Source organism: Gordonia liuliyuniae (assembly GCF_021738805.1).
In the GTDB taxonomy this organism is placed as follows: Bacteria; Actinomycetota; Actinomycetes; order Mycobacteriales; family Mycobacteriaceae; genus Gordonia; species Gordonia liuliyuniae.
The window spans coordinates 237,311-263,105 of record NZ_JAKKOR010000001.1 but is presented as its reverse complement, the minus strand read 5'-3'; the positions used below and the strand labels follow the sequence as shown (position 1 = coordinate 263,105).

Below are 25,795 nucleotides of genomic sequence, written 5' to 3'. Positions count from 1 at the left end.
GTCCCGAACGGGTACCGCTAGCGGGCGGGCACTGCTCCGCGCTTGCGACGGGACTTCAGTTCGGTGAGCGCCGTCCGCAGGCCCTTCGCGCGGGGCGTGATCGCGTCGAAGCGTCGTTCGGACGCGGTCTCGGGCGCATCGTCCGTGGTGTCGCGGAGGAAACGATCGGGCAGCGCGAGTTTGTTGATCGTCCGCAGCGTCCGCAGGTACTGCATGGTGAACGAGCCGGTGTTGTACGGCAGGTCGTACTTGTCGCAGAGTGCGCGGACGCGGACCGAGATGTCGGCGTACCGGTTGCTCGGCAGATCCGGGAACAGGTGGTGTTCGATCTGATACGACAGGTTGCCGCTCATGAAGGCGAGGACAGGCCCTGACTCGAAGTTGGCGCTGCCGAGCATCTGACGCAGATACCACTGGCCCTGCGTCTCGTTCTCGAGCGTGTCCACCGTAAACTTCTCGGCACCGTCCGGGAAATGTCCACAGAAGATGACGACGTACGCCCACAGGTTGCGGACGAAGTTGGCCGTCAGGTTCGCGGTCAGCGTCTTCTTGGCGTTCGGGCCCGACAGGACGGGGAACAGCGCATAGTCCTTGGCCATCTGCCTGCCCGCCTTGTGGACGAACTTCCGGATCTCCGGGCGGGCGACCTCCATCGGCTTGCGTCCGGCGATAACCTCTTTGAGCTCGAGGTCGTGCAGCGCGATCCCCCACTCGAATGTGGCCGCCAACATGACGTTGAAGAACGGCTGGAACGCGCGCCGCGGCTCCCACGGCTCGTCGCGCGTGACCCGCAGGATCTTGTAGCCCACATCGTGATCCATGCCGAGCACGTTCGTGTACTTGTGGTGGATGAAGTTGTGCGAGTGCTTCCAATGGGGCGACGCGCACACCATGTCCCACTCCCACGACGTGGAATGCACTTCGGGATCGTTCATCCAATCCCACTGACCGTGCATCACGTTGTGGCCGAGTTCCATGTTCTCGATGATCTTCGCCAACGAGAGCGCACCGGTGCCCAGCCACCACAGCGGCTTGCGGTGACTGCCGAGCAGCACGACGCGGCCGAGGATCTCCAAGCCCCGCTGGGCGCGGATCGTGCGCCGCAGATACCGCGCGTCGCGCTCACCGCGGCTGGACTCCACCTCCCGACGCACAGCGTCGAGCTCTGCGCCCAGAGCTTCGACGTCTGCGTCGGTCAGGTGTGCATACTCATTGATATCCGAGATCGCCATCAAGCCCCATTATGCGCTTGCACGCTCCCTGCGGCGCGTCCGGCCATCCGCGATCGCCGACTGCAATCCACGACGACGACCCGTCCGGGCATCGATCGCAGACGTCAGGCGCGGCTGACCGTCGTCGCGGAAGCGACGTTCCGACGCGGTCTCCGGAGCATCGTCGCTGGTCGCACGCAAGTACTTGTTCGGAAGAGACAGCTTGGCGATGGTCCGCCATGTCTTCGCGTACTGGACCGGGAAGGACCCGGTCGTGTACGGCAGGTCGTACTTCTCGCACAGCGCTTGCACGCGGATCGAGATCTCAGCCAGCCGATTGCTTGGCAGGTCCGGGAAGATGTGGTGCTCGATCTGGTACGACAGGTTCCCACTCATGAACCCGAGCACCGGGCCGCACCGGAAGTTGGCGCTACCGAGCATCTGACGCAGATACCACTGGCCCTGCGTCTCGTTGTCCATGTCGGCCTTGGTGAACTTTTCGGCGCCGTCCGGGAAGTGACCGCAGAAGATCACCGCGTTGGTCCACACGTTGCGGATGATGTTCGCAAGGAGGTTCGCCGACGCCGTCTTCCGGGCCGCACGCGGTGACCGGTTGACGAGCCCGGATATCGTCGGGAACAGCACGAAGTCCTTGGCGACCTGACGACCGATCTTGCGTCCGACGTCGTTGAGGTCGCGCTTGAACTCGGCCTTGGCTTCCGGCGTCTTGCGCTTCTTGCCGAGTTCGAGGTGCTGCGCGGCGACGCCGTACTCGAAGAACAGTGCGAGCACCGTGTTGTAGGCGAGGTTGCCGAGGTAGAACGGACGCCACCGCTGATCACGGGTCACCCGGAGCACGCCGTAGCCCACGTCGTCGTCCATCCCGAGGACGTTCGTGTACTTGTGGTGAATGTAGTTGTGGGTGTGTTTCCAGTGCGCGCTCGGCCCGGTGATGTCCCATTCCCACGACGTCGAGTGCACTTCGGGATCGTTCATCCAATCCCACTGACCGTGCATCACGTTGTGGCCGAGTTCCATGTTCTCGACGATCTTCGCGACGCCGAGGGTAGCGGCGCCTGCCCACCAGACGGATCGACGGCTCGCACCCATCGTCAGCGCCCGGCCGGTGAACTCTAGGCCGCGCTGGAAACGGATTGTGTTGCGCAGGTAGCGGGCGTCCCGCTCGCCGCGGTCGGCTTCGATGTCGGTGCGGATGGCGTCCAGTTCGGCCGCCAGCGCTTCGACATCGGCATCGGTCAGGTGCGCGTATTCGGGCACATCGGCAATCGCCACTGTCTCTCCTTCTCGCACGGGGAACTAACTTACGCAATCGTAGGTTACGGAACCGTAGGTTGTCTAGCCCGATCGAGTCCGCCCTTCACCGATCCAACGCCAGTGGCGTTCACACGTCCAGCGTGCAGTCCCCCGCCGCGGCCGTCACACACGTCTGCACGCGTTCGCCTTCGACGTGTTCATCACCGGTGCGCAGGTCGCGGACGCAACCCTTGTCCAGCATTACGACGCAGCTCTGACAGATCCCCATCCGGCAGCCGAACGGCATGAGGACGCCCGCCTCCTCACCTGCTTCCAGGAGCGTCTGCGCGCCGTCTGCTTCGATCTGCTTCCCGCCGCGACCGAAGGTCACCGTGCCGCCCTGCGCACCCACCGCGCCGCGTTCGAGCGCGAACCGCTCCACGTGCAGACGGTCGTCGTGGCCCGCGTCCCGGAACAGCGCCGTCAGCATGTCAATGAATCCGCTCGGGCCGCACGCCCACGTCTGCCGTTCGCCCCAGTCGGGCACGAGTCGGTCGAGAGCTGTCGCGTCGAGACGGCCGTCAACGCTCGTCAGCCGAAGCGTGAGGTCGACCAGACCTGCGGCCTCGAACGAACGCAGCTCGTCGAGGAACAGCACACCCTCCTCATCCGGCGCGGAGTGCACGAGCACCGCGTCGACGCGCTGCCCGCGACGAGCCAGGGTCCGCAGCATCGAGATGATCGGGGTGATGCCGCTGCCCGCGGTGGCGAACATCAGTTTCGCCGGCGGCGGGTCAGGCAGGACGAACTCGCCCGCGGGCGCCGCCAGACGCACAACTGTGCCGGGCGTCAGCCCGTTCACCAGATGCGACGAGAGGAACCCCTCGGGCATCGCCTTGACGGTGATCGCGACGGTACGGTCGGCCACGGAGCTGTCCGGCTCGGACGTCAGCGAATACGAGCGCCAGGTCCATCGTCCGCCGACGAGGACGCCGATCCCGATGTACTGCCCTGGGTGGTAGTCAAAGGTGAAGCCCCACCCGGGCTGGATGACGATGGTCGCACTGTCGGCGGTCACCGGCGTCACCGCGACGACCTTGCCGCGCAGTTCACGCGCCGACCACAGCGGGTTCACCAGGTGCAGGTAGTCGTCGGGCAACAGCGGAGTCGTCACGCGCGCCGCGGCCGCCCGCACCCAGTTCGCCGCTTTACCTCCGGAGACCCCGGCGACCGGTGCCTCGAATCGTTCCCGCCAACCCATGCTCGACTCCTCCGCCCGTTCCGGTCCGATCCATCGAACCGCTAACCTGTGCCACTAACCTACGCTACCGTAGGTTAGTGGCACGACGGCCACCGAGCGAGCGATGCAGGTCAGGCGAGGAGAGTGCCCGGCTCCGCCCGGTACGGCGTGAAGAAGTCGTTGGCGGGAGCGCCGGCCAACGCGAGCACGAGCCCGGGCACCGACTGCCCGTCGATCTCCTCGCGGATGATGTCGGCGTGGCCTGCGTGCCGCGCGAACTCCTCGACCTGGTGGCCGAGGTAGAAGCGATTCTTGATCGGTCGGGCGTCGAAAATTCCGGCCCACGGCGCGGGCGGCTCGACGGACTCGCCGTCCGGATCGCAGTCGCGCACGGCCGCCATGAACGCGGCCCGGTCGGCGTCGAAACGGTCGATGAGCGCGGCCGCCGTCTCGTCGTCGGTCAGCGCGAAGCTACCCAGGTACGCCGCGAACGCCGCCTCGTCGACCGGACGGTCGACGATCTCTCCGCGGAGTCGAACGGTCGCGGTCGGCAGCCCGTACGCGATGTGCTTGAGGATGCCGCCGACCGACAGGGCGCTGCGGCACGGGGTGAGTCGCGCCTGCTCCTCGGTCAGCCCGTACAGGGACGCGCGCAGATGGTCGAGTTGTTGGTCGATGTAGCCGGCGAATCCGGTGATCTCATTGTCGCGAGCCGGTGCGTACATGGTGTCCTCCATGGAGTCGGTGAGCTTGTACAGCAAGTCTGACCGCCATACAGGACGGAACCTGTCCGCAATTGAGATCCCTTTGCGGACAATTTCCGGCCGCTACCTCACCTCCGGCTCGCACAAGAGGTCAAGCCCGCTACCGGAGGTCAAGCCGCTACAGGAGGTCAAGAAGGAACGGCATCTCCTGCGTCGCGTACCACCCGAGATCGTGGTCTTCGACGTCGCCGATGGCCAGTTCGGCGTCTTCGTCACCGAGATCTGCTGCGTCGACGGCGTGCACCGCGGCGCGGACCGCGGCTTCGGCGGCGGCTCCGTCCACGTGGACCGCCACGATGTCGGCCGCCGACACGCCGCCGGGCAGGCGCACCACTGCGTCGTCGAGATCCGGGCGCACAGTCGCGTCGGCGTCGGCCACGACGACCACTCGCCGTGCGGGCAGATCCGACTCGTCCGCCGACAGCAGGCGCAGCGAGGCTCGGGCGGCCTCACGCAGCGCCACTTCGCCGAGCTCCTCGTCGTCACCCGACGTGTAGGCCTCGCGCAGCGCGGGAGTCACGGCGAATCCCGTACCGCTCAGCGGCACAAACTCGGAGCCGTCGGCGGCGGTCAACTCCTGGATCATCGCCAACGTCGCAGGCAGGTAGACACGCATCGTGTGGGTTCCCTCTTTCACGTCTTCTGGGGCTGTCACGTCTTCTGGGGCTGTCATGGCTTCTGGGGCGGCAGGCCGGCCGGGCCGGCATGGAGCAGTTCGTCGAACGACTCGACGAGGTAACCGGACATTGCGGGCAGGTCGGAGACGACGGCCCGGTCGGCCAGGAACGCGAACTGCACCGAGTCGCCGTACTCGTTCACGCTGATCGCCAGGGCGCGCTGCGTCGCGAGTGTCGGCACCGTGTACAGCTCCTCGATGCGGTGACCGTTCAGGAAGCGGCTCGACACCCCGTCGCTCCAGAAGATCGGTACGTTGTACGACCGCTGGAAGATGCTGCTGAACGCGCGGCTAGAGAACTCACCGAACGGCACCATGCCCAGCTCCGGGAGAAGCGGCTTCATTTCCGACGTCATCCGGCTCGTCGAGCCCGCGTATCGGTCGGCGAGACCGGCCACCTGCATCAGCCGGACGACCGGCGAGTCCTCGCCGACCGGCAGATCGGTGACGAACTCGGGTCCGCTCGCAGGCATCCACGAGCCCGGGCCGTCCGACGCGGTGTCGGAGTCGCGCGCCCGCAGGGGCACGATCACGCGGACCGTCTCACCGTGACCGACCGAATCGGTCACCGACAGCGACCAGCGACGCAGCACGCCGGCCACCGCCGCGAGCAGGACATCGTTGAACGTGCAGTCGAACCGGGAGGCGATACGCACGCAGTCCCGGCGGGGCACCGCGGCCGTGGCGAACAGCCGCGCCGACGTGGTGACGGCGTTGAGCGGACTGTCGGGTGCGGCGTCGACGAGCTGTTGGACGGTCGACGTCACCAGCCGGGCCGACTTGTCGGCGACCGACCAGATGTCGGCCACCGGACCGTTGCCACGCAACAACGAATCCACGAGGTCCCGGGGTCGCGTCATCGCCTCGGCGAGGGCCCCGACCGTCATGGAGACCTGCCCCGGCGGGTCGGTCGGCAGCCACAGGTCCTCGTCCAGCCTCCGGCCGGCCACGACGTCGTCGGTGACGGCCTCGCTCAGTTCGCAGTTGTCCGGCACGCCGAACAGGCAACGATGCGACTTGGTGAGGACAGCGACACGCCCGCCTTCGAGCCCTTCGATCAGATACATCTCCCAGAGTGGACGCGACCGGTCGAGAGGCCGCGACAACAACCGTGCGATCAGCTCCTCCAACTGCACGGACGCGCCCGGTTGCGGCAACGCCGAGAGCCGCACGTGGTAGGTGACGTCGAACTCGGGGTCGTCCACCCACAGCGGCCGACCGAGACCGAGCGCGACCTCCTTCACGACCTGGCGGTACCGCGGTACGAGCTGCAAGCGGCGCTCCACCAGCGACACCAGCGATGTGTAGTCGAGTCTGCCGCCGCCGGCGGAGTCGGCGACACCGGACGGGTCGACGATCATCAGCGCACCGGTGAGCGCGCTCGTTCCTGCCCCGTCGAGGAAGTAGTACATCGCGTCTTCCGCCGACAATCGATTCACCATGATGCGTCGAGTCTAATGTCCCGCCCCTCGTCTGCGGGGCGAGAGACCGCCGCACAAACGCGCGCCGAACCCATCACATGACGCCGAACTCGGTCATCGTCCACCGTTCGACCACGCCCCGGCCGGGAGAACGCACGCGTCGCACCTCAACGCGACCGGCGACCGCTCGCGTCCGCAGCCCGCGTTCCACCGTGCCGAAATAGTTCGCCGCGCGCGGCGACACCATCTGCAAGTGGATGCGGCGCAGACGCACCGTCGGACCGCGGACCGGGGCCCGAGCGACCGCATCCTCCCGTTTGCGCAGCGCGAGCACGATCTGGTCGAATACCTCCTCGGTGATGACCGGTGACAGGTGCTCGCAGGGTCGTCGGCCGTCGAGCACCTCGAGGATCCGCTGCAGCACCGCGATGACGCAGGTGCGCGCGGCACGTGCCGCCTCGACCGGCGGAGTGCCCCTCGTGCGTGTCTCGGCTGCGCGTGTCTCGGTAATGCGTGTCTCGGCTGTGTAGGTGTCCGCGGCGGCTCGAGCCGCGACCGGTGTGATGGTGCCCATACTCTTTGGACGCACGCCGATCCACCCCGGTTCCATGACACGCCGCGTTCGGGCGTGTCATGCCAACACCGGCCGGTGCCATCACCGACGGGATCCGAGATCAGGTCAGTGCGCGGACGCGCGCACCTTGCCGCTCAGGGATCCGACGCCGTGCACGATCGCGAGGACGATGCCTCCCCACAGCACGCCGAACACCGCGGACGCGAGGGTGTTCGCGATCCATCCGATCACTGCGCCGATCGACGGGATCAGATCGTGAAACCAGTGCTCGATGTGGTGGACTACGTCGTACGGGAACGCCCAACCGAGTTCGTCTGCACCCTGCAGGACGATGTGTCCGCCGACCCAGCACATGGCGACCACGCCGACTGCGCTCAGCGTGGACAGCACCACCGGCATCGCGGTGACCAGGCCGCGACCGAATGCGGCGACGACCTTCGACTGGCGTGTCGCCAGTGCGAGACCGATGTCGTCCATCTTCACGATCAGCGCGACGACGCCGTACACGAGGAGGGTGATCAGGAGACCGACGATCACCAGGATCACCGCACGCGACACGAACGGCTCGTCGGCGACCTCGTTGAGCGCGATCACCATGATCTCAGCGGACAGGATGAAGTCGGTGCGGACGGCGCCGGACACCACGGCCTTCTCTTGCTCGGGCCCGATCTTGTCGACGGTCTCCTCGGCCTTTCCGTGCCCGGAGACGAGTTCCCAGACCTTCTCCGCCCCCTCGAAGCAGAGGTAGGTGCCGCCGACCATCAGGATCGGCGTCAGCAGCCACGGCAGCCACTGACTGAGTACCAACGCGACGGGCAGGATGATCAACAGCTTGTTGCGCAGCGACCCCTTCGCGATCTTGCCGATGATCGGCAGCTCGCGTTGCGGACGCACGCCGTGCACGTACCGGGGGGTGACAGCGGTGTCGTCGACGACCACGCCGACGGCTTTCGTGCTGGCACGGCCGGTGGCCGCCGCGACGTCGTCCAACGACGCTGCGGCCATCTTGGCCAGTACGGCGATGTCGTCCAGAAGGGCGGCGAGTCCTGCGCTCATATCGACAAACAATAGCGCCCGGTAGCATCGGCTACCGGGCGCTGTCGTCGCAGGCTACTTCTTGCGGCGGTTGCGCCGCTCGGCCTCGCGCCGTTCACGACGACTGCCGGTCGCCGGAGCGGGCTGGTTCGCTGGAGCCGGAGCGGGCGCCACACCCGCGAGCTCCTGGGCCTGCGAGTGGATCTCCGCCGCCCCGTCCTCGCCGGGGCCGCTGAACATGTGGGTCGCGTCGGCGTCGGCGGAGTCCCCACCGAAGCCCGACAGCATGTCGCTGACACTCGTGCCGAGCGCCGGAGCCGGAGCCTCCACCTGGACCTGTGCGTTGAAGAGGATCGAGACGGTCTCCTCCTTCATCGCGTCGAGCATCGCGGTGAACATGTCGTAACCTTCGCGCTGGTACTCGACCACCGGGTCACGCTGCGCCATCGACCGCAGGTGGATGCCTTCGCGCAGGTAGTCCATCTCGTACAGGTGGTCGCGCCACTTGCGGTCGAGGACCTGCAGGAGCACCGACCGTTCCAAATTGGCCATGCCCTCGTCACCTGCGATGCCGACGATCTCGTCGACGCGCTTGTCGTAGGCGGCGAGCGCGTCGTCGACGATCTTCTCGCGTAGTTCGCCCCGCGAGATGTCGTCGCGCTCGTCGAACTCATTCGCGCCGACGACGTCCTTCGCATCGAGCGAGATCGGGTACAGCTCCTTCAACGCCGTCCACAGCGTGTCGAGGTCCCAGTCCTCGGCGTAACCGACGGCGGTCGCGCCGTCGACGTACGCGCCGACGACGGTGGACACCATGTCGCGGATCTGGTCGCGGTGGGTCTCCCCTTCGAGGATGTCGCGGCGTTCGCCGTAGATCACCTTGCGCTGGGAGTTCATCACCTCGTCGTACTTGAGGACGTTCTTGCGGATCTCGAAGTTCTGTTCCTCGACCTGCGTCTGTGCGCTACGGATGGCTCGCGTGACCATCTTCGCCTCGATCGGCACGTCTTCGGGCAGGTTGACGCGGGTCATGATCGATTCGAGGGCCGCACCGTTGAATCGGCGCATCAGCTCGTCGCCGAGCGACAGGTAGAAGCGCGACTCACCGGGGTCGCCCTGGCGACCGGACCGGCCGCGCAGCTGGTTGTCGATGCGGCGCGACTCGTGGCGTTCGGTGCCGAGCACGTAGAGGCCGCCCGCCTCGCGGACGTCGTCGGCTTCGGCGGTCGCTGCTTCGCGCGCGACCGTGATCGCCTCTTCCCACGCGGCCTCGTACTCATCGGGTGTGTTCACCGGGTCGAGTCCGGCCTTACGCAGGCGGGTGTCGGCGATGATGTCCGGGTTGCCACCCAGCACGACGTCAGTGCCTCGACCGGCCATGTTCGTAGCGACGGTGACGGCGCCGAGACGTCCGGCCTCCGCGACGATCTGGGCTTCCTGCTCGTGGAACTTCGCGTTGAGGACCGAATGGTCGACGCCTGCCTCCCCGAGCTTCTGCGACAGGTACTCGGACCGTTCGACGCTGGTGGTGCCGATGAGGACGGGCTGTCCCTTGGCGTGCCTCTCGGCGACGTCGTCGACGACGGCGGCGAACTTGGCCTCTTCGGTCTTGTAGATGAGGTCGGCGCGGTCGGCGCGAACCATCGGCCGGTTCGTCGGGATCGGCACGACGCCCAGCTTGTAGATCTGCTGGAATTCGGCTGCCTCGGTCTCGGCGGTACCGGTCATGCCCGACAGCGTGTCGTAAAGGCGGAAGTAGTTCTGGAGCGTGATCGTGGCGAGGGTCTGGTTCTCCGCCTTGATCTCGACGCCTTCCTTCGCTTCGATCGCCTGGTGCAGACCCTCGTTGAACCGTCGGCCGTCGAGCACACGGCCAGTGAACTCGTCGACGATGAGCACTTCGCCCTTGCGGACGATGTAGTCCTTGTCGCGGTGGAACAGTTCTTTGACCTTGATCGAGTTGTTCAAGTAGCTGACGAGCTGCGAGTTCTCCGGCTCGTACAGGTTCTCGATACCCAGACGGTCCTCGACGAACGCGACACCGGACTCGTGGACGCCGACGGTCTTCTTCTTGATGTCCACCTCGTAGTGGACGTCCTTCTCCAGGACCGGCGCGATTCGCGCGAACTCGCTGTACCACTTGCTCGACGAATCCGTCGGGCCGGAGATGATGAGTGGCGTACGAGCCTCGTCGACGAGGATCGAGTCGACCTCGTCGACGACGGCGAAGTTGTGGCCGCGCTGGACGAGCTCCTCAAGCGAGTGCGTCATGTTGTCGCGAAGGTAGTCGAAGCCGAACTCGTTGTTCGTGCCGTAGGTGATGTCGGCGGCGTAGGCGGCACGACGCTGATCCGGCGACATGCCGGTGAGGATCACGTCGGTCTCGAGTCCGAGGAAGCGGTGGACGCGTCCCATCCACTCGGAGTCGCGCTTGGCGAGGTAGTCGTTGACGGTGACCACGTGCACGCCCTTGCCCGACAGTGCGTTCAGGTAGGCGGGCAGCACACAGGTCAGGGTCTTGCCCTCACCGGTCTTCATCTCCGCGATGTTGCCGAAGTGCAGCGCGGCCCCACCCATGATCTGCACGTGGAAGTGCTTCTGGTCCAGGACGCGCCAGGCGCCTTCGCGGGCGACGGCGAACGCCTCGAGGAGGATGTCGTCGAGCGTCTCCCCGTCGGCCAGACGCTTCTTGAACTCGTCGGTCTTCCCGCGCAACTCGGCGTCGCTGAGCGCCTCCATCTCGTCAGAGAGCGCCTCGACGCTCGTCGCGTACGAATCCAGTCGCTTGACCAGACGTCCTTCGCCGAGTCGGAGCAGCTTGTTGAGCAACGGTAATCCTCTTGGTAGGCGGTCGAGTTCGCCGCCGGCCGATCGCCGAAGCGGCGACAGGCCGAACAGACCTACCACTCATGGTACGGGGCGCACTCGCACAGGTATGTCACGCACACTGCTAGAGCGTGTGAATGGCCGCGACGAGTCGCCCGATTCGGGCGCGCTCAGCGGTCGACGGCGCCCCTCGCCTGACCTGCGATCGACGGTGCAGCCTGGCCGGCGATCGATGGTGCAGGAAGCGAACGGCACCTGTCACTTGGCGTCGGCACGCCCGATCGGTTCGGTGCTATCGCTGAACGCGGCACGGGCAGCGGGCCAGTTGTCTTCATCGACGTGCAGAGCAGTCCGAAGGTAGGCAGTGCTCATCCGTTGAATGACGGCGACCCGCTCCGGACTCTCGTCGGTGGTCTCGGCGACTTCGTATCCGACGATCCCACCGAGTGAGTGTTCAGCACCGTAGAAGGTGAGGAGATCGGTGGCGCCGGGGCTGTAGGTGTAGGCGTCGGTGAACCAGTCAGGTCCGCGGCCCGACATCGTGGACTGGTCGTGGTCGCCCGCGACCACGAGGGTCGGCGTCGTAAGCTCCTGGAACGAGGGGCGCATGAACGGGAAGTTCGCCTGCGCGAACGGATGCAGGTCATCGCCGCCGACACCGGTTGCGGCGAACAAGATTCCGGCGGTGACGCGCTCGTCGGACATGTCTTCGCCGACCTTGCCCGCTTCGTCGAAGATCCGCGCGCCGAGCAGCGACTGCGCCGTCTGTCCGCCCCAGGAGTGGCCGGCGACGGCGACGCGGCCGCAGTCGATGCGGCCGGCGAGCCCGGGAACAGCGGCCTCAATGGTGTCGAGCTGGTCGAGGATGCGTGTGAGGTCAGCAATCCGTTGGGTCCAGATCGTCGGGAACACGGGGTGATCGAGGCCGAACCCGTTCCGGCGCGAGTCCAGGTGCGTGGGTTGGATCACGACGAATCCACGGGAGGCCCAGAATGCCGTCAGCGGCGCATACCCATCGAGGCTCCAGCCGTTGCCGTGGGAGAACACGACGACCGGGAGATTCGTGCCTGCCACAGGGGCGGACACACGCACTGTCAGCGGAACCGGTCGGTCCGTGGCCGCCAACTGAATGGGGGCGACGGATACGACCGGAGCGCCGGCACCGACGATGCCGTGCAGTGCGTCGAGGAGTGGCGAGGTCATGGCGAGTCCCTTCGGAAGAGTGCGCCCTGCGATACGCTATATCGGAGCGTCGTTCCGGAATATTACGGAACCGCGTTCCGTAATGCAAGCGCAGGTCCCCGCAGTGATGAGGAACGGCACATGGTTGACAGTCAGAGCGAGCAGACGCACCTCGCGGGAGCCCGGCAAGTTGGCCGACCGCGTCGGAGCGAGCAGACACTCCTCGACGCAGCGGCAGCGGTGTTCGTGTCGTCCGGGGTCGACGCCCCGGTGCGGGAGATCGCAGCGAAGGCCGGCGTCGGTGTGGGGACGATCTACCGTCACTTTCCGACGCGTCCGGAGCTCGTGGTGGCGGTGTACCGATATCAGGTCGAGGCGTGTGCAGACGCCGGGCCTCGACTACTTGCAGAGAGCGCGACGCCCGAGGCTGCCTTGCGGGCGTGGGTGGGACTGTTCGTGGAGTTCCTCGCCACGAAGCACGGGCTCGCAGGCGCACTGCAGGGAGACAGCGCCGGATCCGACGCTCTGCATGCCTACTTCGTCGACCGGCTCGTCCCCGTGTGCGACGCCCTCCTCGCGGCCGCACTCCCTCCCGTCGACACGGCTCCGCCAATCGATGCGTACAACGTGCTGAAAGGCATCGGCAACCTCTGCATCGGCGCATCGGCCGACGCCCGGTACGACGCCGCCGTTCTCGTGCAACTCCTCATCTCGGGCCTATTCGCGCCCGGTTCCTCGGCCACGTAGACGACGAACCGGCCGCCCCCGAACGGTGCGGGGACGGCCGGAACGAGGCGGGATCAGGCCAGTCTGATCAGGCCGTAGTCGAAGGCGTGGCGTCGGTACACGACCGACGCCTTGTCGGTCTCCGAATCGTGGAACAGGAAGAAGTCGTGGCCGACCAGTTCCATCTCGTAGAGTGCGTCATCGACGGTCATCGGGGACGCAGTGTGGTCCTTGACGCGGACCACTTGGCCGGGACGGTACTCGTCGTAGCCGTCGTCCCACGGGTCGGTCGCGTCGTCGAGTTCACCGACTTCGGCGATCGGCGGCATCGCCTCTGCCGACGCCTCAGCGAGCGACGTCGCCCGGTGTTGGCCGTCCTTGCGGATCTGCTTACGACGCTTGGAGCGGCGCAGCCGCTTCTGCAGTTTGTCGAAGGCGAGTTCGGTCGCGGCATAGAAGTTCTCGCCGGTCCCCTGCGCGCGAATGACGGGGCCGCGGCCGACGGCCGTCACCTCCACCACTTCGCTGTCCTTCGCTCGGCGAGGGTTGGGTTCGTGGTAGAGGACGACGTCGAACCGGAAGATCGAGTCGTCGAAGTGCTCGAGGCGGGAGAGTTTGTCACCGAGATATGCGCGGAAGTGATCGGGTATCTCCACATTGCGCCCGTTCCAGGACACGTCGGCCTTCGGAACGGACAGCTCTCCCGCGTTCGACGAACTCACCGGCGGCGTGAATGCTGCGGACTGTTCCTCTCGTGACTGCGGCTCGGGACCCTTCGGTTCGCGCTGACCCTTGCGGTGAACGACCGTCATATCGAGTTCCTCCTCTGAATGCTCCCACTCGGGGCGAACCCGGGCGGGAAACCGATTCGCTTGGCGCACTGCACGGCTCTGTTCTCATCAGAAGCCTCGTGCGCAGCAGTGCAACGGGCACATCTGACAGCGACGTCTCCGGCGACGGCAGGCACTCGTCAGGCTCGGAGAAAAGGTGCGTCACCTCCCGGCACTCGACGTTCATCACTGCCACTTCCGAAGGTATCCGCAAACTCACGTTCCGGCCACAGTTTCGTGATTCACCGCGACGCGTGTCCGCTATTCGCGGCCCGTCAGGCCCGGATTCGTACCGTCAGGCCCCGGCCAGCACCGCCACGACGTCCACGACGATCCCCGCGGCGGCCAGTCTGCGGGTCGACGCGGCGGCCGTGGCACCTGTGGTGAGGACATCATCGACGAGGACCACGACGGTGTCGTCGTCGAGCGCGGCGGCGGGCGGCGTTCGGGTCAGGTCGATCGACCCCGCCAGGTTGGCCGTCCGCGCCCCCGCGCCGAGTCCCGCGGAGTCGCGGGCGAGCGGCGCGGTCGCCAGGAGCGGCAGCACGCGGGCGCGCGGGCCGAGGAGACCGGTCGCCGACGCGGCGACGGCGGCCACCGGGTCGCCTCCGCGCCGACGCGCGGCGGACGCCTTCGTCGGCGCCGGGATCAGTGCCAGACGTCGGCCTGACGGGAGGTCGCCCCACTGCGCCAACGTCAGCAGCGCTGCGGCGAGCCCGTCGCCGAGGATCGGCGCGAGGTCGCGTCGTCCGTGCTCCTTGAGAGCGAGCACCGCCGCGCGCAGCGGACCGTCGTACCGTCCCACAGCCCACGCCGGAGCGTCGACCTCGACGCGCGGCGCCAGCGCACGGGGCGCGTCGCGCAGTTGCGCGTCGCACACCGGGCACCACGGTGTGCCCGGCCGGCCGCATCCGCCGCACACGAGGGGCACGGCGAGGTCACCGACGGCGGCGGCGACGCCACGCAGCGCTCGTAACGGCCCGACGGATCTCATCCCCTGATCATCGTCGACGACGGCCGGTGCGTCAGCCGCGTCATCCACAGGATGAGTGCGCGGGTTCAGCCCGCGGGGACGACCGGCACGGTGCCCGAATCCATGTCGGGGCTCACTCCCGTCCAGTACTGGTCCGGCCGACCGGCGCCGATGCCCAGTTGTTGCACCCCCTGGGTGTCGCCGACGTAGACGGTCTCCTCGCTGGCCGCGACCGACGACAGCGGCGGTTTGAGGTTGCCTGCCACGAGCCCGACGGACGGTCCGCCCGCAAGCGCTATCCGCATGACCGGCGACTCGGTGCCCGCTCGGACCGCGTACAGGACCGACGGACCCGACCAGGCGATGTCGTCGACATCGGTGTCGATGTCGATGGCTGCGGGCCGCACTCCGGTCAACGACGGGATGCCGCGTTCGTTAATCGAGACGACCGCCAGCACCGGACGCCCGGCGACTACGAGCGCGACGCGCACGCCGTCGGGCGAGACGCTCATCGCGGTGATCGGTCCCGGAGCCTTCTGAGTCACTTCGGTGACGTCGAGGTCGATGGTGCCCGCAGTGCCCTGGGCGTCCAACGACCACTGGATCGGCCTGCCGTCGACGATCGCGTACCCCTCGCTCGGCTCGGCGCCGTACGACGGCGACGTCACCTCCCGGCCTGCGGCGACCTCGACCGGAGGTGCGCCGTACGGGCCCTCCACCAGGACTTCACGCGACCGACGTGCCAGGACCGCTGCCGCCCGCGACATGTCGACGGTCACTGCGGCGGCCCGCACCTCCCGAGTGGTGCCCAGCGGTCCGGGAATCGGAATCGCGTGCCCGGCCGTAGACCGGACGAGCGCACCCTCGTACACCAGGTGCAACGGCGGCGGACCGCTGTCCGGATCGGCGTCGAACGACTGGACGTCGGCGGTCCGCCACCCGCCGTCGTGCCCGGGAACCAGTGGGGCGCCGTCGGCGTTCAACACATAGGTGCCGGTGATCCCCGCACCGTTGAGCGTCCAGATCAGCTGTGCCGCGAGCACCGTCCGGTTGCGGGTGTCGTCGTCGGTCACGTTCTCCAAGTCGACGGTGACTGTGTCGCCGTCGACGACGACGGGCCCCGACAGCGTCGCGCCCTTGTCCGCACCCGTGCCGACCGCTCCGTCGAGGTCGGACGCCGGGCCGCGAAGGAGCATGCCGACGACGTCGGTCGCGACCGGGCTCGGACCGAACATCCATCGCGGATCGGTGACCAGTCGGCTCATGGTGCGGTCGGGGAAGTACAGATCCACCTGTCGGTACGCGGTGAGGAATTGCGCGCGATCGGTGATGGCTCCGCGCGGCAGGTCGCCTGCGATCCGCCAGGCTCCGCGGACCCGAGTCAACGACAGCGGTACGACCATCGGACCCGTCGCGGGAAGCAGTTGTCCGGTCGGCGTGAGCGTGCCGACCTTGTCGGCGGTGATCCGCAACCGGACCGCGTCTTCGGTGCGTTCGTCGACGACGACGCCGACATTGTCGACGACGGTCGTGTCGCCCTGGTCATCCCAGCGGCCCGATGCCGCCGTCGTCAGGAACTTGCGTGCGGCCCGGTGCCCGGAACTCGGGTCGGCCATCGCCTTGAGCACATTGCGCGCCAGCGTCTCGGGATCGTCGCTGCGACGCGGGACAGGCACGGCGTTGAGCGGGTCCTTCCGGTCGAACACTTCGATCGGCTGCGGGGACGACGAATCGGGCACTGCGACACAGCCGGTCGACACCGCGGTGGCGACCACGAGAAGGCAGGCGACGACAGTGCGAGCGATGCGCTTCACTTGTTCACCTCCGGGGTCGACTTGAGCGGCAGCGGGCTGCCGAGCAGTTTGTGTCCGCGCAACAGCGGGAGCGTCAGGCGGAAGCACGAGCCGAGTCCAGGTTCGCCCCAGGCCTCCAACCGTCCGGCGTGCAGGCGCGCGTCCTCGATGCTGATCGCCAGCCCGAGGCCGGTGCCGCCGGAGCGCCGCACCCGCGACGGGTCCGACCGCCAGAACCGATTGAACACCAACTTCTCCTCGCCCGGCCGCAAGCCGATCCCTTGATCGCGCACGGTGATCGCGACGGCGTCGCCGTCGGACCGCATCGTGAGCGTGACGGGTCGGTGTTCGCCGTGGTCGATCGCATTGGCGAGCAGGTTCCGCAGGATGCGCTCCACGCGGCGCGGATCGATCTCGGCGATCACCGGCTCGGCCGGCAGATTGACGATCAGTTCCGTGTCCGATTCGGCGGCCAGGTGGGTCACCGTCGACACCGCACCGTCGATCGGGATCGCGACGTCCATCCGCTCCGCGGCGAGGTCGGCCATGCCCGCATCGTGGCGGGAGATCTCGAGGAGTTCGGTGAGCAGCGTCTCGAACCGGTCGAGTTCCTTCGACAGCAGTTCCACCGATCGTCGCTGCATCGGGTCGAGTTCGTCACGACTCTCGTACAGGATGTCGGCGGCCATCTTGACCGTCGTCAACGGGGTGCGGAGTTCGTGGCTGACGTCGCTGGTGAACTGGCGTTGCAGGCCGCCGAACTCCTCCAGGTGCGTGATCTGGTTCGACAGGCTCTCCGCCATGTCGTTGAAGCTGACGGCCAGCCGCGCGAACTCATCGTCGCCGTTGACCGGCATCCGTTCGGTGAGCCTGCCGTCGGCGAACCGCACAGCGATGCGGGACGCCGACCGCAGCGGCGCGATGACCTGCCGCGACACCAACCACGCGATAGCGGCGAGCAGTCCGAGGAGGACGATGCCCGCCACCAGCAGGGTGCCGCGGACCAGGGCGACGGTGTTCGCTTCGCCGCTCAACGGGAAGACGAGGTACAACTCGAGGTCTTGCAGCGGTGACTCCACCGGGCTGCCGACGACGAGCGCTGGCACGGTGTCGCCGTCGCGGTCGACGGAGGTGTACTGGTAGGCGACCTGTCCGCCGCCGACCATCGACCGCAGCGACCGCGGGATCTCGTCGATCGGTCCTACCGACAGCCCCGCGTTGACCGATCCGCGGTCGCCGATGGTCAGTACGCTGTCGAACGTTCCGACGCCCGGCGACTGCGCGGTCTCCGCGTCTGCGTCGGACAACAGTGCCCGGGCGCGAGCCATCAGGTTCTGCGCGGACGAGCTGCTGTCGGATGAGCTCAGGATGCGTTCGACGGCTCCGCGTGCACGGTCGACCTCTTCGGTGGCCGCCGCCTGCTTCGCGTCGAGCAGGCTGCCGGTGATCTGGCTGATGAGCAGGAATCCGAGGACCAGCAGGACCACGATCGACAGCACCATCGTCGACACGACGACGCGCAGCTGGAGCGAACGCGACCACATCGCGCCAAACGCGCGGCCGACGGAGCGGGCCGCGCGTTGAAGTCGTGCGATGGACCGATTGAACCGGCGCCGACCGTTCACGGCGGACCGGCCTTGTAGCCCACCCCTCTCACCGTGAGCACGATCTCCGGGTTCTCCGGGTCGGTCTCGACCTTGGCGCGCAGACGCTGGACGTGGACGTTCACCAACCGAGTGTCCGCCGGATGACGGTATCCCCACACCTGCTCGAGCAGAACGTCCCGCGTGAACACCTGCCGCGGCTTGCGGGCGAGTGCGACGAGCAGGTCGAACTCCAACGGTGTCAACGAGATCGGCACCTCGTCGCGGGTCACCTTGTGCGCCGGGACGTCGATCTGCACCGGTCCGATCGCGAGCAGCTCGGCGGGTTCGTCGTCGGTGCGACGGAGCCGAGCACGGATGCGCGCGACGAGTTCCTTCGGCTTGAACGGCTTCACCATGTAGTCGTCGGCGCCGGACTCGAGCCCGAGGACGACGTCCACGGTGTCCGACTTCGCGGTCAACATGACGATGGGGACACCAGAGTCCGAACGCAGCACACGACACACGTCGATCCCGTTCATCCCCGGCAGCATCAGGTCCAACAGGACCAGGTCGGGGCGTACTTCACGGACCGCGGTGAGGGCCTGCGTCCCGTCGCCGACGACGAACGGCTCGAAACCTTCGTTGCGAAGCACGATGGTCAGCATCTCGGCGAGAGCAGCGTCGTCGTCGACGACCAGGATGCGGGGCTTCATGGGAACCCATGGTGTCACCTCCACTCCCCGAACTGGTTCCGACTCGCCGAAGGAGCCCCGACGACTGCTTGCGCTGCGGTCCGCCGGTCAATCCGTAGACTGTCAGCCGTGGGCATCCTGGTGGCAATCGAAGGTCTTGACGGAGCCGGCAAGAGAACGATCGTCGGCCGTATCCACGACGCAGCGACCGCACGCGGTGCCCGCACCACCACCTTCACCTTTCCCCGGTACGGCGAGTCGATCACCGCCGACCTCGCGTCGGAGGCCCTGCACGGCGAGCACGGGGACCTGCCCGACAGTGTGTACGGGATGGCCGTGATGTTCGCGCTCGACCGCGCGGCCGCAGGCCCCGCACTACAAGCGGCGTGCGGAGACCACGACCTCGTGCTGTGCGACCGGTACGTCGCGTCGAACGCCGCCTACAGTGCGGCGCGCCTCGGCGAGCCGATCGGCGCGTCGCCGGTCGTCGACTGGGTCACCGGCCTCGAGTTCGGCCGGTTCCGCCTGCCGACGCCCGACCACCAGTTGTTGCTCGGTGTACCGCCGGAGGTCGCGATGACGCGGGCGTCCGGGCGGGCCGCCACCGACGCCGACCGACCGGTCGACCATTACGAACGCGACGCCGACCTTCAGTCGGCCGTCTATCGAGCGTATTCGGATCTGGCCGCGACCGGCTGGATGTCGCCGTGGTCGCACGCCGCCGACGATGCGGCGGTCGCCGCCGTCATCGACCTGCTCAGGTAGGAGCGGGACCTTTCACATTCGGCGAGCCCACGAAACCTACACCGCTGGCGCCGAGCATCGAGTCATAGACCGATGCGCGCCCCCAACGGTGTAGGTTTCGCACGCGGGGCAGGTCGGATCGGCCGATCCGACCTGCCCCGGGCCGGGACTCAGTAGCGGTAGTGCTCGGGCTTGTACGGGCCTTCGACGTCGACGCCGATGTACTCGGCCTGTTCCTTGGTCAACTTGGTCAGGGTGCCGCCGAGCGCCTCGACGTGGATCTTGGCGACCTTCTCGTCGAGGTGCTTGGGGAGGCGGTACACCTCGTTGTCGTACTCGTCCTTCTTGGTCCACAGTTCGATCTGCGCGATGACCTGGTTCGAGAAGCTGTTGCTCATGACGAACGAAGGGTGGCCGGTCGCGTTGCCGAGGTTGAGCAGACGCCCCTCCGACAGCACGATGATCGAGTGTCCGTCCGGGAACACCCACTGGTCGACCTGCGGCTTGATGTTGATCCGGGTCATTCCCTCAGCGGATTCGAGGCCTGCCATGTCGATCTCGTTGTCGAAGTGGCCGATGTTGCCGAGGATGGCCTGGTTCTTCATCTTCGTCATCTGCTCGAAAGTGATGATGCCCAGGTTGCCCGTCGAGGTGATGACGATGTCGGCGTTGCCGATCGCGTCATCGACGGTGACGACGTCGAAGCCGTCCATCAGCGCCTGCAGCGCGTTGATCGGGTCGACCTCGGTGACCTGGACGCGAGCGCCCTGACCGGCAAGCGACTCGGCGCAGCCCTTACCGACGTCGCCGTACCCGCAGACGAGGGCCTTCTTGCCGCCGATGAGGACGTCGGTGCCACGGTTGATGCCGTCGATCAGCGAGTGGCGGGTGCCGTACTTGTTGTCGAACTTGCTCTTGGTGACCGAGTCGTTGACGTTGATCGCCGGGAAGCTGAGATCGCCCGCCGCCGCGAACTGGTACAGACGCAGCACACCCGTCGTGGTCTCCTCGGTGACACCCTGTACCGACTCGGAGACGGCCGTCCACTTGCCCGCGTCGGCGGCCAGCGACTTGCGCAGCAATTCCAGGAACACCTTGTACTCGGCCGGGTGGCTCTCGTCGGTCGGCGGGACGACGCCTGCCTTCTCGAACTCGGCGCCGCGGAGGACGAGCATGGTGGCATCGCCGCCGTCGTCGAGGATCATGTTCGCGGGACGCGGCTCGCCGTCGGCCCCGGCCGGCCAGGTGAGCATCTTCTCCGCTGCCCACCAGTACTCTTCGAGGCTCTCACCCTTCCACGCGAACACTGGGACGCCCGCGGGCGCGTCCTCGGTGCCGTGCGGGCCGACGACGATCGCGGCCGCGGCCTCGTCCTGGGTGGAGAAGATGTTGCACGACGCCCAGCGGACTTCGGCGCCGAGCGCAGTCAACGTCTCGATGAGGACGGCGGTCTGCACGGTCATGTGCAGCGATCCGGAGATACGCGCGCCCTTGAGCGGTGCGACGTCGGCGTATTCACGACGCAGTTCCATCAGGCCCGGCATCTCATGCTCGGCGAGACGAATCTCCTTGCGGCCGTACTCGGCGAGCGACAGGTCGGCGACCTTGAACTCGACTCCGTTGATGGTCTGGCTGGTCATGGCGTCCGAAGGCGCTGTCATCTGATCCCTCTCAGGTTTTACGTCGTTGACAGTCAAACGGTACCGGCAACCCGTCGAAGGGCCACCGGTACCGTGTCCAGGATTTCAGAGTAACGCGGTCACCCGGACGAGCCGGGACCACCGTCGCCCAGCGGCGCGGGGTCATCGGGGTCGCGCAGGTCGGCGACTTCCGGGTACCGGCGAATGAAGATCACGCTGGCGACCAAGCCGCCCCACACGATCAGCGACGCCACAACGAGCATGATGATCGCGGTGGTGCTCATCGTTGATTCTCCTTAGTCTTCACGCTTGCTTTCTGCGTGACGCCCAACTCGGGCCACGGCCGGAAGCCCGGATCGTCGCGCCCCTTCCAGGCGAAGAGCGGCCCGACGATCGCGAACAGGACGAGCAGGACGAGCGTGCCCCACCCGAACACTCCGACGAACCAGGTCGGGTAACCCTCATACCCTTCGGTGATCAAGTCGACGAGTTTGTCGACCAAGATGATGCCCAGGAAGATCGGTGCGTACAGGCCGATCACGAACACCCACCACTTGCCGACCTTGAACGTCGAGACGGCGCTCAGATGCAGGCGGAGCTCCTCGATATTGCGCATGACCCACACCGAGAGCACGCACATCACGATGGCGGAGAACACGATCCCGACGTTGTTCGAGAAGGCGTCGACAGTGTCCAGGGTGTAGAGGCCGGTGGTCGTCGAGAACAGCGCGAAGGAGATGATCGCGGCGACGACGCCGACCGTGACTGCCGCCGTTCGACGGTTGAGCCCGAACTTCTCCTGAACGGCCGCGGAGACACCTTGGACGATGGAGACCAAGGATGTGAAGCCCGCGATCACCAGTGCCCCGAAGAAGAGGGCGCCGAACAGTGCGCTGCCCGGCATCTCCGATATGACGGCGGGGAACGTGACGAAGGAGAGGATCGGACCCGTCAGGCCTTCCAGCTCGCTGACCTGAATGTTGGACTGGTGCGCGAGGAAACCCAGGGCGGAGAACACCCCAATGCCCGCGAGGAGTTCGAACGACGAGTTCGCGAACCCCACGACGAGCCCCGACGACGTCATGTTCGCCTTGCGTCGCTGGTACGACGCATACGAGATCATGATGCCGAATGCGATCGACATGGAGAAGAAGATCTGACCATACGCGGCGATCCACACCGAGAGATCGCCGAGCGCGTTCCAGTCCGGGGTGAACAGTGCGTTCAGACCGTCGGAGGCGCCGGGGAGGGTCACCGACCGGATCACCAACGCGCCGAAGCCGATCACCAGAAGCGGGATTCCGAAGACGTTGAGTTTCTCGACGCCCTTAGCGACACCCATCGCCAGCACTGCGACGATGGCGACCCAGACTCCGACGAGTGGCCACGCGACGCCTGCGACCAATTCCGATGAGACGCCGACCTCATCGGGCAGCTTGAGGTACTCGCCAGTGAAGAATTCCGCTGGGTCGTCGCCCCACTTGGTGCCGAACGAGAAGTAGAAGAAGCTCAGCGCCCAGGCGATGATCACCGCGTAATACACGGAAATGACGAACAGCAGTCCCACCTGGAACCAGCCCATCCCCTCCGCTTTGCGCTTCATGCGCCGGAAGGCGAGCGGCGGCGCGCCGCGATATCGGTGGCCGATCGCGTAATCGAGGAACAGCACCGGTATACCGACCGACAGCAGCGCGATCAGGTACGGAATGAGGAACGCGCCGCCGCCGCTCTCGTACGCGACACCGGGGAACCGCCAGATGTTGCCGAGGCCCACCGCGGAACCGATCGCCGCCATGATGAAGCCGCTGTTACTGGTCCACGACTCCCTCGCGGCACCGCTCCTGGGCTGCACTTCAGTCAAGGCGTGGCCCCTTTCGTAGTTCAAAACTGATGCGAACCTATCGCATCGACCTCAAGTGTCCGACCGCATTGCCAACACTGACGCGAGACGACAGTATTCACCGGGCTCGAGGAGCATCCGTCGACACACCGGCCTGACTCGAGGAATTAATCGGACCACGGTCCGGTTATGCTCGATGACACGCTCGGACACAACGCGGAGCGCACAGGAAAGCGAGAGATCAATGCAGTTCGGGATCTTCAGCGTCGGCGATCTGACCGCCGACCCCACCACCGGAACCACGATCAGCGAGCACGAGCGGATCAACGCGATCACCGCCATCGCACTCAAGGCCGAGGAGGTCGGACTGGACGTCTTCGCGACCGGCGAGCACCACAACCCGCCGTTCGTACCGAGTTCGCCGACCACGCTGCTCGGCTGGATCGCCGCACGTACCGAGACGCTCAAGCTGTCGACGGCGACGACACTCATCACCACGAACGATCCGGTGAAGATCGCCGAAGACTACGCGATGCTGCAGCACCTGTCCGACGGCCGGATCGATCTGACGTTGGGCCGAGGTAACACCGGCCCCGTGTATCCGTGGTTCGGCAAGGACATCCGCAAGGGCATCCCGATGGCCGTCGAGAACTACCACCTGCTGCGACGTCTGTGGCGGGAGGACTCGGTCGACTGGCAGGGCGAGTTCCGTACGCCGCTTCAGGGATTCACGTCGACCCCGGCGCCCCTCGACGCCACCCCGCCGTTCGTGTGGCACGGTTCGATCCGGTCTCCGGAGATCGCCGAACAGGCCGCCTTCTACGGCGACGGGTTCTTCCACAACAACATCTTCTGGAATACCGAGCACACCGAACAGATGGTGAATCTGTACCGGCAGCGCTTCGAACATTACGGTCACGGAAGCGCTGACCAGGCGATCGTCGGTCTCGGCGGCCAGGTGTTCATGGCCGGAACCGAGGCCGAGGCGAAGCGACGTTTCCGGCCGTACTTCGACAACGCACCCGTGTACGGGCACGGTCCGTCGTTGGAGGAGTTCGCCGAGATGACACCGCTGACGGTCGGCACACCCGAGCAGGTCATCGCCAAGACGTTGACCTTCGCCGACTATGCGGGTGACTACCAGCGCCAACTGTTCCTCCTCGACCATGCGGGCTTGCCGCTCGAACTGGTGTTGGAGCAGGTCGAGATGCTGGGTCGCGACGTGGTGCCGACGCTGCGCGCCGAGTTCGAGCGTCGTCGTCCGTCGCACGTGCCGTCCGACCCGCCGACGCACGCAAGTCTCGTCGCGGCAGGCCCGGACAGCGCACACCGCCGAGTGATCCCGAATGAGGCCGTCGCCGCGGGAGCCGACCGATGACGCGGCGAGTCGTGGTCGTCAACGCCGGAGTGTCGGCGGCGTCATCGACCAAACTGTTGGCCGAGCAGCTGGCAGGCGCCGTCGACGCCGCGGTGTCGGCGCGCGGCGAGCAGGTGCAGATCGACTACATCGACGTGTCCCCGCTCGCTCGGGACCTGGCGACCGCGATCACCTCGGGTGTGCCGTCCGCCGAGGTGCGTGCGGCGCACGACGCGGTGGCCGACGCCGACGGGTTGATCGTCGCGACCCCGGTGTTCACCGCGTCGTACAGCGGCATCTTCAAGATGTTCTTCGACACGCTGGACCCCGATGCGATCACCGGGGTTCCGGTTCTCGCGGCAGCCACCGCGGGCACCGCGCGCCACTCGTTGGTAATCGACCACGCGATCCGTCCGCTGCTCGCCTATCTGCGGGCCGACGTGCTGCCGACGGGTGTGTTCGCGGCGACCGACGACTTCGGGGCGCCCGAGCTCGGCGACCGCATCTCACGGGCGGGAGCCGAACTGACACAACGTCTCGTGTCCGACGGAGTAGTCGCCGGATTCGGCGGCCCCACCGACGCCAGGTCTGCTCCTCGCCGTAGCGGTCGCAGCAACGATCTGGGCCCGGTGACGGACTTCGCGACCCTGTTGAACGGCCACACCGGGCAGACGTGATCCGTCTGCCCGGCCGCGCCGAGCCCGATGCCTGCGCCGCATCCCCCGACGAACGCAGCACCGGCGGTCAGGCGCCGGTGGTCAGGCGCCGGTGGTCAGGCGCCGAAGGTACGGCTGACGCGCAGGTCGGTCTCACGCATCTGCGTCGCCGCACGCTGCACGCCGACGCCGAGGCTGTCGAGTCGGGTCCGTGCGTCGCCGAACAGCCGGTCCCACTGGGCCTGCGCCTGCTGGTACGACACCGCACCACCGGAATCCCAGTGGCTGGCCAACGCGGTCACCTGCTTCTTCAGTTGCCCCGACAGCTCTTCGAGTCGCTGGAACTGGCCTCGCAGGTCACCCGACAGCGTGTCGAGCCCGGCGAAGTTGTAACGGATCACTCCGGACATGTGGTTCTCCCCCTCTGATCGTTGAATCTGCGACGCTTACAGCGCCAGCGTCCCGTTGCCCGAGCCGCCGACCATCGTGGCCGCCGTCGCGTCTTCGTCGTCGTATCCGCGGAAGCCGGTCGTCAGCTTCGCCTCGATCTCGTCGAGCGCGTGCTGCAGTTTGGTCGCGGTCCCGTGCCAGTCGGCGTGCGATCCGCCGAAGGCGTTGGACGCCTTTCCGTCCCAGGTGCTCTGCCCGGTGCCGGCCGCCGACTGGATCCGGCTGATGATCCCCTGCATCTCGCCCACGATCCCTTTGATCGACGACGTCGACGCCTGGGAGGCGCCGAGGTCGACGTTGAGTCCTGTCGTCATACGATTTCCTT

24 protein-coding genes are annotated in these 25,795 nt (G+C 66.9%); 4 read left to right on the top strand and 20 right to left on the bottom strand.

Annotation, left to right across the window (positions count from 1 at the left end; genetic code table 11):
• Positions 1-17: 17 nt before the first annotated feature.
• From L5G33_RS01135 to L5G33_RS01090, 10 genes are all read right to left on the bottom strand, one after another.
• Positions 18-1,232 (bottom strand): fatty acid desaturase family protein, encoded by a 1,215-nt coding sequence (locus L5G33_RS01135; RefSeq protein WP_236996299.1) that lies wholly within the window; start codon positions 1,230-1,232, stop codon positions 18-20.
• Between the two features lie 9 nt (positions 1,233-1,241).
• On the bottom strand, positions 1,242-2,504 hold the full coding sequence (locus L5G33_RS01130) for a fatty acid desaturase family protein (RefSeq protein ID WP_236996298.1): 1,263 nt from the start codon (positions 2,502-2,504) through the stop codon (positions 1,242-1,244).
• Between the two features lie 109 nt (positions 2,505-2,613).
• On the bottom strand, positions 2,614-3,726 hold the full coding sequence (locus tag L5G33_RS01125) for a ferredoxin reductase (protein WP_236996297.1): 1,113 nt from the start codon (positions 3,724-3,726) through the stop codon (positions 2,614-2,616).
• A gap of 110 nt (positions 3,727-3,836) precedes the next feature.
• On the bottom strand, positions 3,837-4,430 hold the full coding sequence (locus L5G33_RS01120; RefSeq protein ID WP_236996296.1) for a mycothiol transferase: 594 nt from the start codon (positions 4,428-4,430) through the stop codon (positions 3,837-3,839).
• A gap of 157 nt (positions 4,431-4,587) precedes the next feature.
• A complete protein-coding gene (locus L5G33_RS01115) occupies positions 4,588-5,085 on the bottom strand; it encodes a DUF6912 family protein (RefSeq protein ID WP_236996631.1) in 498 nt (165 codons plus the stop codon).
• 53 nt (positions 5,086-5,138) lie between these two features.
• Positions 5,139-6,587, bottom strand: a complete 1,449-nt coding sequence (locus L5G33_RS01110) for a wax ester/triacylglycerol synthase domain-containing protein (RefSeq protein ID WP_236996295.1) — start codon at positions 6,585-6,587, stop codon at positions 5,139-5,141.
• A 73-nt stretch (positions 6,588-6,660) separates the two neighbouring features.
• Positions 6,661-7,155 carry an Rv3235 family protein gene (locus tag L5G33_RS01105; RefSeq protein WP_236996294.1) on the bottom strand — a complete coding sequence of 165 codons (495 nt, stop codon included), beginning with the start codon at positions 7,153-7,155 and terminating at the stop codon, positions 6,661-6,663.
• A 90-nt stretch (positions 7,156-7,245) separates the two neighbouring features.
• Positions 7,246-8,196, bottom strand: a complete 951-nt coding sequence (locus tag L5G33_RS01100; RefSeq protein ID WP_236996293.1) for a DUF808 domain-containing protein — start codon at positions 8,194-8,196, stop codon at positions 7,246-7,248.
• A gap of 54 nt (positions 8,197-8,250) precedes the next feature.
• Positions 8,251-11,004, bottom strand: a complete 2,754-nt coding sequence (gene secA / locus L5G33_RS01095; protein WP_236996292.1) for a preprotein translocase subunit SecA — start codon at positions 11,002-11,004, stop codon at positions 8,251-8,253.
• A 255-nt stretch (positions 11,005-11,259) separates the two neighbouring features.
• Positions 11,260-12,204: an alpha/beta hydrolase family protein gene (locus L5G33_RS01090; protein ID WP_236996291.1), complete on the bottom strand. Its 945-nt coding sequence runs from the start codon at positions 12,202-12,204 to the stop codon at positions 11,260-11,262.
• A 120-nt stretch (positions 12,205-12,324) separates the two neighbouring features.
• On the opposite strand from L5G33_RS01090, the gene L5G33_RS01085 reads away from it, so the two are divergent.
• A complete protein-coding gene (locus tag L5G33_RS01085) occupies positions 12,325-12,930 on the top strand; it encodes a TetR/AcrR family transcriptional regulator (RefSeq protein WP_236996290.1) in 606 nt (201 codons plus the stop codon).
• Between the two features lie 53 nt (positions 12,931-12,983).
• Here the strand turns inward: L5G33_RS01085 and hpf are convergent, their stop codons facing one another.
• The 5 genes from hpf to mtrA all read right to left on the bottom strand — a co-directional run bounded on the left by hpf (position 12,984) and on the right by mtrA (position 18,804).
• Complete coding sequence (gene hpf / locus L5G33_RS01080) at positions 12,984-13,721, bottom strand: ribosome hibernation-promoting factor, HPF/YfiA family (protein WP_236996289.1); 738 nt, start codon at positions 13,719-13,721, stop codon at positions 12,984-12,986.
• A 313-nt stretch (positions 13,722-14,034) separates the two neighbouring features.
• Positions 14,035-14,733 (bottom strand): ComF family protein, encoded by a 699-nt coding sequence (locus L5G33_RS01075; RefSeq protein ID WP_236996630.1) that lies wholly within the window; start codon positions 14,731-14,733, stop codon positions 14,035-14,037.
• A 65-nt stretch (positions 14,734-14,798) separates the two neighbouring features.
• On the bottom strand, positions 14,799-16,526 hold the full coding sequence (locus L5G33_RS01070) for an LpqB family beta-propeller domain-containing protein (RefSeq protein ID WP_236996288.1): 1,728 nt from the start codon (positions 16,524-16,526) through the stop codon (positions 14,799-14,801).
• Positions 16,523-18,049 carry an MtrAB system histidine kinase MtrB gene (gene mtrB, locus L5G33_RS01065; RefSeq protein ID WP_308191526.1) on the bottom strand — a complete coding sequence of 509 codons (1,527 nt, stop codon included), beginning with the start codon at positions 18,047-18,049 and terminating at the stop codon, positions 16,523-16,525. The genes L5G33_RS01070 and mtrB overlap by 4 nt, the downstream gene beginning before the upstream one ends.
• Positions 18,050-18,126: 77 nt before the next feature.
• Positions 18,127-18,804 carry an MtrAB system response regulator MtrA gene (mtrA, locus tag L5G33_RS01060; protein WP_236996287.1) on the bottom strand — a complete coding sequence of 226 codons (678 nt, stop codon included), beginning with the start codon at positions 18,802-18,804 and terminating at the stop codon, positions 18,127-18,129.
• A 108-nt stretch (positions 18,805-18,912) separates the two neighbouring features.
• On the opposite strand from mtrA, the gene L5G33_RS01055 reads away from it, so the two are divergent.
• Positions 18,913-19,548, top strand: coding sequence for a dTMP kinase (locus tag L5G33_RS01055; RefSeq protein WP_236996286.1), 636 nt, complete (start codon positions 18,913-18,915; stop codon positions 19,546-19,548).
• 149 nt (positions 19,549-19,697) lie between these two features.
• On the opposite strand, the gene ahcY is transcribed toward L5G33_RS01055, so the two are convergent.
• The 3 genes from ahcY to L5G33_RS01040 all read right to left on the bottom strand — a co-directional run bounded on the left by ahcY (position 19,698) and on the right by L5G33_RS01040 (position 23,028).
• The gene (gene ahcY / locus L5G33_RS01050) at positions 19,698-21,188 is read right to left on the bottom strand and encodes an adenosylhomocysteinase (RefSeq protein WP_236996285.1); all 1,491 of its coding nucleotides are present in this window, start codon (positions 21,186-21,188) and stop codon (positions 19,698-19,700) included.
• A gap of 98 nt (positions 21,189-21,286) precedes the next feature.
• Positions 21,287-21,451: a methionine/alanine import family NSS transporter small subunit gene (locus L5G33_RS01045; protein ID WP_236996284.1), complete on the bottom strand. Its 165-nt coding sequence runs from the start codon at positions 21,449-21,451 to the stop codon at positions 21,287-21,289.
• On the bottom strand, positions 21,448-23,028 hold the full coding sequence (locus tag L5G33_RS01040) for a sodium-dependent transporter (RefSeq protein WP_236996283.1): 1,581 nt from the start codon (positions 23,026-23,028) through the stop codon (positions 21,448-21,450). Before L5G33_RS01040 ends, L5G33_RS01045 begins: the two co-directional genes overlap by 4 nt.
• A 223-nt stretch (positions 23,029-23,251) precedes the next feature.
• Here L5G33_RS01040 and L5G33_RS01035 point away from each other — a divergent pair, with 223 nt between their 5' ends.
• Positions 23,252-24,385 (top strand): LLM class flavin-dependent oxidoreductase, encoded by a 1,134-nt coding sequence (locus tag L5G33_RS01035; RefSeq protein ID WP_236996282.1) that lies wholly within the window; start codon positions 23,252-23,254, stop codon positions 24,383-24,385.
• Complete coding sequence (locus L5G33_RS01030; RefSeq protein WP_236996281.1) at positions 24,382-25,041, top strand: CE1759 family FMN reductase; 660 nt, start codon at positions 24,382-24,384, stop codon at positions 25,039-25,041. Before L5G33_RS01035 ends, L5G33_RS01030 begins: the two co-directional genes overlap by 4 nt.
• Before the next feature lie 95 nt (positions 25,042-25,136).
• Here L5G33_RS01030 and L5G33_RS01025 read toward each other — a convergent pair whose 3' ends face one another.
• Together L5G33_RS01025 and L5G33_RS01020 are read right to left on the bottom strand one after the other, a co-directional pair.
• Positions 25,137-25,430, bottom strand: coding sequence for a WXG100 family type VII secretion target (locus L5G33_RS01025; RefSeq protein WP_236996280.1), 294 nt, complete (start codon positions 25,428-25,430; stop codon positions 25,137-25,139).
• A gap of 36 nt (positions 25,431-25,466) precedes the next feature.
• Positions 25,467-25,784: a WXG100 family type VII secretion target gene (locus L5G33_RS01020; protein ID WP_236996279.1), complete on the bottom strand. Its 318-nt coding sequence runs from the start codon at positions 25,782-25,784 to the stop codon at positions 25,467-25,469.
• Positions 25,785-25,795: the final 11 nt, after the last annotated feature.